Raw genomic sequence first — 7,373 nt, 5'->3', positions numbered from 1 at the left:
ACCTCATCCGACTGCTCGATCCTGCCAGCCACCGGGCCATCCTGACCCGGATGCTGCGCAACCTGCGTAGCGTCTACACCGAGCGCTCCGACCTCGAGCGGGCGCTGCGCTGCGCCGACCGGCTGCTGCAGGTCGATCCTTCACTGGCCACCGAGTACCGGGAGCGGGCCAGGCTCTACCACGCCCTCGGGCACGAGGTCGGGGCGGCACGCGATCTGCGCCGTTACCTGGCGATGCAGCCGGAAGCCGACGATGCGCCTGCGGTCCGGCAGCAGCTCATCGATGCTCAGCGGGCGGCCGGGGGGCAGGCGATAAATTAGTCTGGTCTGCTCGATCCATCCATGGATCGAGCAGACTCGCGCGCGTCCGGCACAGGTCCGGACGCGGCTCCGCGGATCGGGCGCCAACGCGCCCCATCCGCGCCCGCGCCATCCATGGCGCGCAAACTCTCAGTCTGGTCTGCTCGATCCATCCATGGATCGAGCAGACTCGCGCGCGTCCGGCACAGGTCCGGACGCGGCTCCGCAGATCGGGCGCCAACGCGCCCCATCCGCGTCCGCGCCATCCATGGCGCGCAAACTCTCAGGCTGGTCTGCCCGATCCATCCATGGATCGCGCAGACTCGCGCGCGTCCGGCACAGGTCCGGACGCGGCTCCGCGGATCGGGCGCCAACGCGCCCCATCCGCGCCCGCGCCATCCATGGCGCGCTAACTCTCAGTCTGGTCTGCTCGATCCATCCATGGATCGCGCAGACTCGCGCGCGGCCGGCACAGGTCCGGACGCGGCTCCGCAGATCGGGCGCCAACGCGCCCACCGCTTGTCGGCCTGGAGCCCGCCTGGCCTGAGCCGGTCGGGTCCGGAAGTCCCGATCAGCCCGCTTCGACCATCTCGAAGTCGGACTTGTCGACGCCGCAGTCCGGACAGGTCCAGGTGTCGGGCACATCCGCCCAGCGGGTGCCGGGTGCGATGCCCTCTTCCGGCAGGCCGTCCGCTTCGCTGTAGATGAAGCCACAGACGACACACATCCAGGTGCGATAGGGTGCCTCGGCGGACTGGCTTGCGCTGGACATTGGAGCGGATGCGATGACAAGGGATTCGGGGCGCGCATTCTGGCAGCTTCGCGGCAGCAGCGCCAAACCATGAGCCTGCCTGGCTTCCCGGCCAGGGGCCTTTATGCGATCACCGGCCGGCATGACGAAGATGCCAACCTGATCGCCTGGGCCCGCGCAGTTCTGGAGGGCGGAGCGGTCTGCCTGCAGTACCGCGAGAAGCATGCCGACGCGGCCGGCAGGCTGGCACGCGCCGAAGCGCTCGCCGGCGTGTGCCGGTCGCTCGGTCGCCCGCTCCTGGTCAACGACGACCCGCACCTCGCCGCCGAGGTCGGTGCGGCTGGCGTGCACCTGGGTCGCGACGACCCGGGCATCGAGGCGGCGCGCGCACTGTTGGGTGCGGACGCCCTGATCGGCGTGTCCTGCTACGGCGACGCCGGTCGCGCCGCCGAACTCGCCGCCCGCGGCGCCGACTACCTGGCGTTCGGCGCGTTCGCGCCGTCGCGCACCAAGCCTGAGGCCGCGCCGGCCGATCCGGCGGTGCTCGCGATCGCCCGCAGGCATGGCGTGCCGCTGGTGGCAATCGGCGGCATCACCCCGGACAATGGCGGCGCCCTGCTGGCCGCGGGCGCCGACCTGCTCGCCGTCATCGATGGCCTGGCAGGCACGCCCGACCAGGCCCGCGACGCCGCGCGACGCTACGCCTCCCTGTTCGCGGCGCCCGACTCCCGATGACCGCCAGGAACGCCCTCATGTCCAACCACTCGCTGTTCGAACGCGCGCAGGCGCGCCTGCCTGGTGGCGTCAACTCGCCGGTCCGCGCGTTCCGGTCGGTCGGCGGCGACCCCTTCTTCACCGCCCGTGCGCAAGGCCCCTGGCTGTGGGACGTCGAAGGCCGGCGCTACATCGACTACGTGGGCTCCTGGGGGCCGATGATCGCCGGCCATGCCCATCCCGCGGTGCTTGAGGCCGTGCAGCGCACTGCCCGCGACGGCCTGTCGTTCGGCACGCCGTGCGCGCTGGAAGTGGACATGGCCGAGCGCCTGTGCGACATGGTGCCGTCGCTGGAGATGGTGCGCATGGTGAATTCCGGCACCGAGGCGACCATGGCGGCGATACGGGTCGCCCGCGGCGCCACCGGACGAAATCGCATCGTCAAGTTCGAGGGCTGCTACCACGGCCATGGCGATGCCTTCCTGGTGAAGGCCGGTTCGGGCGTGCTGACCCTGGGCATGCCGGACTCGCCGGGCGTGCCGAAGGCCCTGGCCGACCTGACGGCGACATTGCCGTACAACGACATCGGCGCGGCCGAAGCACTGTTCGCGGAGATCGGGGACGAGGTCGCCGGCGTCATCGTCGAGCCGATCGCCGGCAACATGAACTGCATCCTGCCCGAGCCCGGTTTCCTGGAGTCGCTGCGCAGCCTGTGCAACCGGCATGGCGCGGTGCTGATCTTCGACGAAGTGATGACCGGCTTCCGGGTCGCGCCGGGGGGTGCCCAGGCGCTGTTCGGCGTGACCCCGGACCTCTCGACCTTCGGAAAGATCATCGGCGGCGGCATGCCGGTCGGCGCCTACGGCGGCCGGGCGGAACTCATGCGGCTGGTGGCGCCCTCCGGACCGGTCTACCAGGCCGGCACCCTGTCCGGAAATCCGGTGGCGATGGCGGCCGGTCTGGCCACCCTGGCGCTGGTCGCACAGCCTGGTTTCCACGCCGCGCTGGAACGCGCCACCCATCGCCTGTGCGACGGCCTGGAAGCAGCCGCCCGCGCCGTGGGCGTGCCCTTCTCGACCACCCGCGCACCCGCCATGTTCGGGCTGTTCTTCCGCGGTGGGCCGGTCCGCGGCTTCGCAGATGCCCGGGCGGCCGACATCGATGCCTTCCGTCGCTTCTTCAGGGGCTGCCTGACGCGCGGCGTCTACTGGGCGCCCTCGGCCTTCGAGGCCGGCTTCCTGTCCAGCAGCCACGACGACGAGGTGATCGACGCCACCCTGACGGTCGCCGCCGAGGCGCTGGCGGAGGTCGCCGCATGAGCAGCCGGGATCCCGCGCCGGAGACCCTCGCCGTGCATGCCGGTGCGGGACCGGATCCGGCCACCGGCGCCGTGGCGCCGCCGCTGCATCTGGCGACCACGTTCCGTCATGGGCCGGCCGGAGAGCGCGTCGCGGGCTACGAATACCAGCGCGAGGGCAATCCCGCCCTGGATGCGCTGGAGTCGGCACTGGCCACGCTCGAGGGCGGCACCGCAGCCCTGGCCTTCGCCACCGGGATGGCGGCCATCGACGCGCTGCTGCAGTCGCTGCCGCCGGGCAGCCATGTGCTGCTGCCGCAGGACTGCTACACCGGACTGCGCGCGCTGGCCCGGGACGTGCTGCAGGACCGGGGCATCGGGACCACCGCGGTCGACATGACCGATCCCGCCGCGGTGGCTGCGGCACTGCGTCCCGACACCCGCCTGGTCTGGGTGGAAACCCCCTCCAACCCGGGGCTGGCCGTTTCCGACATCGCGGCGATCGCGACGATCGCGCGCCGCCACGGCGCGCTGCTGGCCGTGGACAGCACCTTCGCCACGCCGATGTTGCAGCAGCCGTTGCGACTCGGCGCCGACGTCGTGATGCATTCGCTCACCAAGTATGTGGGCGGCCACAGCGACGTGATGGGCGGGGCCCTCGTGTTCGGCGAACGCCCCGAACTGCATGCCAAGGTCGCGCACCGCCGGCACCTGACCGGTGGCACCCTGGCGCCGTTCAATGCCTGGCTGCTGTTGCGCGGCCTGCGCTCGCTGCCGGCACGGATGCACTGGCACTGCCGCAACGCGATGGCGGTGGCCCGCTTCCTGGCCGCGCAACCGGCGGTCGCCTGGGTGCTCTACCCCGGGCTGCCCGACCACCCCGGCCATGCCACTGCGCTCCGCCAGATGCGTGATTTCGGCGGCATGCTCAGCATCCGCCTGCGCGGCGGTCGCGACGCCGCCCTGGCGCTGGCCGGGGCGCTTCGCCTGTTCACCAATGCCACCTCGCTGGGCGGTACCGAATCGCTGGTCGAACACCGGGCCTCGGTCGAAGGCGATGCGCCGATGAGCCCGACCGACCTGTTGCGACTGTCGGTCGGCCTGGAGCACGCCGACGACCTGATCGCCGACCTTGCCCAGGCGCTGGCGTCGATCGACACCTGACCATCCGATTGCACGCTGCGAAGCGGGCGGCGCGCGGTCGAGTCCGCCCGCTCGCGCCGGCCGGGCAGGGCGGCCAGGCAGGGCGGCCGCTCAGCGGCCAGCCGGAAAACCCACAGGCTTCACGCGGCCGCTGCAGCGGCCGCCTCTCCACTGCCCGCGGCGCGGTCTCGAGGCCTCGGACAGGCGCCCTCAGAACCGTCTGACCCAGCCCGGAATTCCACAAGGCCGCAGCAGCGTCCTCATCAACCTCCGGGTCAGAGGAACAGGTCGGGCAGCAGCGGCTGGCCGGGCTGGACCGCGTACTTGTCCAGGTCGGTGACGCCGATCCCGCGCAGCACCTCGTCGTCGATCAGGAAGCGTCCGGTGCCGGCCGACGGCGGCGCCGACAGCACAGCGTGCGCGGCGTCGGCCATGATCGCCGGGGTCCGGCAGTTGGCGGGATTGACGCCGGGAATCATCGCCAGCGCCGCGGTGTGGATCACCGTGCGGGGCCACAGGGCATTGACCGCGATGCCGTCGCGCTTGAGCTCCGGCGCCATGCCCAGAACGCAGAAGCTCATGCCCATCTTGGCCAGTGTGTAGGCCAGGTGCGGCGCGTACCACTTGGGGTCCAGGCTGGGCGGCGGCGCCAGCACCAGCATGTGGGCATGGCTTGACCGCTTGAGGTAGGGCAACGCCGCCTGCGTACACAGGAACGTTCCGCGGACGTTGACCTGGTTCATCAGGTCGTAGCGCTTCATCGGCGTATCGGCCAGGCTGGCCAGGTAGATGGCGCTGGCATTGTTGACCAGGATGTCGATGCCGCCGAAGCGTTCGGCGGCGGCGGCCATCGCCTCGACCACCTGCTGCTCTTCCCGGACGTCGACCTTCAGGGCCAATGCCTGGCCACCGGCCGCCTCGATCGCCTCGGCGGCGCTGTGGATGGTGCCGGGCAGCTTGGGGTTGGCGACATCCGACTTGGCGGCGACCACGATGTTGGCGCCGTCGCGCGCGGCGCGCAGCGCGATCTCAAGGCCGATGCCGCGGCTGGCACCGGTGATGAACAGGGTCTTGCCGGCCAGGGTGCTCATGTCGGGTCTCCGTCGGGGAACCGGATTAGACCATACGTGACCGCACGGAGCAGGCCGCTGCGCACGGCGGGGGCGTGCCGCCGCCCGGGACGGGTCAGGGCAGCAGCTCGATCCGGGCCAGTTGGTCGCGGGTCACCGGAAGCCGGGCACGTCCGCCGTATCGACGGATCTCCAGTTCAACGGCGTCGGCGGTCACCCCAAGGATGGTGCCGACGTAGCGGTTGCCACCGACGGTGGCCAGCCGCACGCGGGCGCCCAGGTGGTGTTCCAGGTCCTCGAACGCCAAGGGCCGGGGCGGCAGTGGCCGTGCCGGTTCGGGTGCGGTCGCCGGGGGCCGGACCACGGGCTCGACGGCGGCCTCGGGCGCATCGGCCACCTCGTACTCCTCGACGACCGCTGGCAGGTCGCGATACCCGCTACCGGACCGGGCACGGGTAGCGGTGGCCTCGACCGGCACGTTGGCGGCACCACCGACCCGCATCTCCAGTCCGAGCAGGCGCAATCGGTCCTCGGGCGCGAACTGCCCGTACTCCGTCATCGCGACGCCCGGCGCCGGACGCATCTCCAGTTGCAGCTCGCCACCATCCAGGACCCAGTTGCGGTAGGCCTGCCAGACCGGCTCGTCGGGCACCAGCCCGTGGCCGCCCAGCCACTCGTGGAGGGACTCCATGTGGGCCTCGGCGAAACGGCCGGGTTCGCCCTCGCCGGCACAGTGCCGGTTGCGTGCCTGGATGAGGTCGACCGGATCGAAGGCCAGCCTGGCGTGGTCGATGCGCGCACCCCCCAGATCGGCTCTTGGCGGTATCCCGGACTGCGGGACTGCCGCCAGCACCAGGTCGAGGGTCAGCACGCCTGCCGGCACCCGGTCGATACGCAGTCCGACCTGCTGTTCGCGTGCGGATGCATCGTGGCGCAGCTGCAGCACGACGGACAGGGACTCTTCCTGCCAGTTCAGGTCGGCGTACGCTGCCTCGTCGAGAACGCCAGCGTCGGCGCAGCCCTGACCCTCGAAGGGCAGCATCCAGCCGAGGCCGCCCGCCCGGGCGCGCAATGCACGCCGCAGGGCGGGGCTGGCCCGGACCTCGTCCAGCACGACGCTCAGCCTGCCCGGTGGGCGGTCGGACACGCCGGCCAGCCAGCGCAGCATCCAGGCTCTGTCGTCGGTGGACACCGCCAGCCGGCGCGCGGTCAGGCTCAGCTCCGGGTGTCCCCGCACCGTGAAACGCAAGTCACGAAGCGCGAAGCTGCCGGGCGGAAACGCCTCCATGCCGCCATGCTCGAATGTCGCCACCGGCGCGAGCGCAGCGCCGACCCCCTGGAAATGGCGCCTCACCCCAAGCCAGTAGGCAAGCTGGGCGAGCAGCACCAGCAACACGATGGCGACCAGAATGCCGATCAGGGTCCGACGGCGCATCGTCCAGGACTCCCGGTCGGCTGCGCGGGCCCGGACCGGGCCGTGGCCTGGTCAGTACCGACCGCACCCCGACCGCGCGGCCTGCGGCAACGTGCCGGCGCGCTCAACTCGGGCAGCTGGTCGGACTGCAAACGGGCCACGGTGAGGATCCAAGCATTTCCCCGTCGCCACCGTAAGCCGAACCCGCCGCGCCCGCAAGCCGCGCGTCGCCCCGGTCGACGGAACCGCCCTCTCCCCCGCCCCGCCTCCGCGCGGCAGGGGATGAAAGAAGCACGGCACCGCCGCAGGAACGCCGACCTGCCCGCCAGTCCCAGGCGGCGGCTCCACGCTCCATCCGCTCGCAACGAAGCAGCCTCGATGGCCAGGAAGTCGCCAGCCCCCTGACCACCGGAGGCCCGCGGAGCCGCGTCCGGACCTGCGCCGGACGCGAGCGAGTCCTGGCGACAGATAGACCTGATCAGTGTCCTGTCTCAGCTCAGGATCTGGGACCAAGGACCAGGACCCGGTGTTCGGTGACCGCAGCGCGCTGTGCTCCCCTCTCCCTAGTGGGAGAGGGGCCGGGGGAGAGGGTCGGGACTGGCCATGATCTGCATCATTGCCGGCCCAACGGCGTGCGCTGGCCGGGGCAACCCTCTCCCCCGCCCCTCCCCCGCAGGCGGGGGAG

At 71.6% G+C, this 7,373-nt stretch carries 7 protein-coding genes (1 of these 7 running past the window's edge); 4 read left to right on the top strand and 3 right to left on the bottom strand.

Annotation, left to right across the window (positions count from 1 at the left end):
- Positions 1–320 carry the final stretch of a tetratricopeptide repeat protein gene (locus tag KF823_15865; protein ID MBX3727384.1) on the top strand. 448 nt of this gene lie to the left of the window's left edge, so only the last 320 of its 768 coding nucleotides appear in the window; the start codon falls outside the window, past its left edge; it ends in the stop codon at positions 318–320.
- A 550-nt stretch (positions 321–870) separates the two neighbouring features.
- Here KF823_15865 and KF823_15860 read toward each other — a convergent pair.
- Entirely contained in the window at positions 871–1,071 is a 201-nt protein-coding gene (locus KF823_15860; protein ID MBX3727383.1) for a rubredoxin, read from the bottom strand.
- A 75-nt stretch (positions 1,072–1,146) separates the two neighbouring features.
- Between KF823_15860 and KF823_15855 the strand changes: the two genes are divergently transcribed.
- Genes KF823_15855 through KF823_15845 form a run of 3 tightly spaced genes read left to right on the top strand, consistent with a single transcriptional unit; the run spans position 1,147 to position 4,225 of the window.
- The gene (locus KF823_15855) at positions 1,147–1,785 is read left to right on the top strand and encodes a thiamine phosphate synthase (protein ID MBX3727382.1); all 639 of its coding nucleotides are present in this window, start codon (positions 1,147–1,149) and stop codon (positions 1,783–1,785) included.
- Between the two features lie 17 nt (positions 1,786–1,802).
- On the top strand, positions 1,803–3,083 hold the full coding sequence (gene hemL, locus KF823_15850) for a glutamate-1-semialdehyde 2,1-aminomutase (protein ID MBX3727381.1): 1,281 nt from the start codon (positions 1,803–1,805) through the stop codon (positions 3,081–3,083).
- Positions 3,080–4,225, top strand: coding sequence for an aminotransferase class V-fold PLP-dependent enzyme (locus tag KF823_15845; protein MBX3727380.1), 1,146 nt, complete (start codon positions 3,080–3,082; stop codon positions 4,223–4,225). Before hemL ends, KF823_15845 begins: the two co-directional genes overlap by 4 nt.
- A gap of 254 nt (positions 4,226–4,479) precedes the next feature.
- On the opposite strand, the gene KF823_15840 is transcribed toward KF823_15845, so the two are convergent.
- Positions 4,480–5,295 carry an NAD(P)-dependent oxidoreductase gene (locus KF823_15840; protein MBX3727379.1) on the bottom strand — a complete coding sequence of 272 codons (816 nt, stop codon included), beginning with the start codon at positions 5,293–5,295 and terminating at the stop codon, positions 4,480–4,482.
- A 94-nt stretch (positions 5,296–5,389) separates the two neighbouring features.
- Positions 5,390–6,709, bottom strand: a complete 1,320-nt coding sequence (locus KF823_15835) for a hypothetical protein (protein ID MBX3727378.1) — start codon at positions 6,707–6,709, stop codon at positions 5,390–5,392.
- Positions 6,710–7,373 lie beyond the last annotated feature (664 nt).

It is taken from the genome of Lysobacterales bacterium, from assembly GCA_019634735.1.
GTDB lineage: Bacteria > Pseudomonadota > Gammaproteobacteria > Xanthomonadales > UBA2363 > Pseudofulvimonas.
Note: the sequence above shows the minus strand (reverse complement) of the source record. Positions and strands in the feature narration are given on the sequence as shown.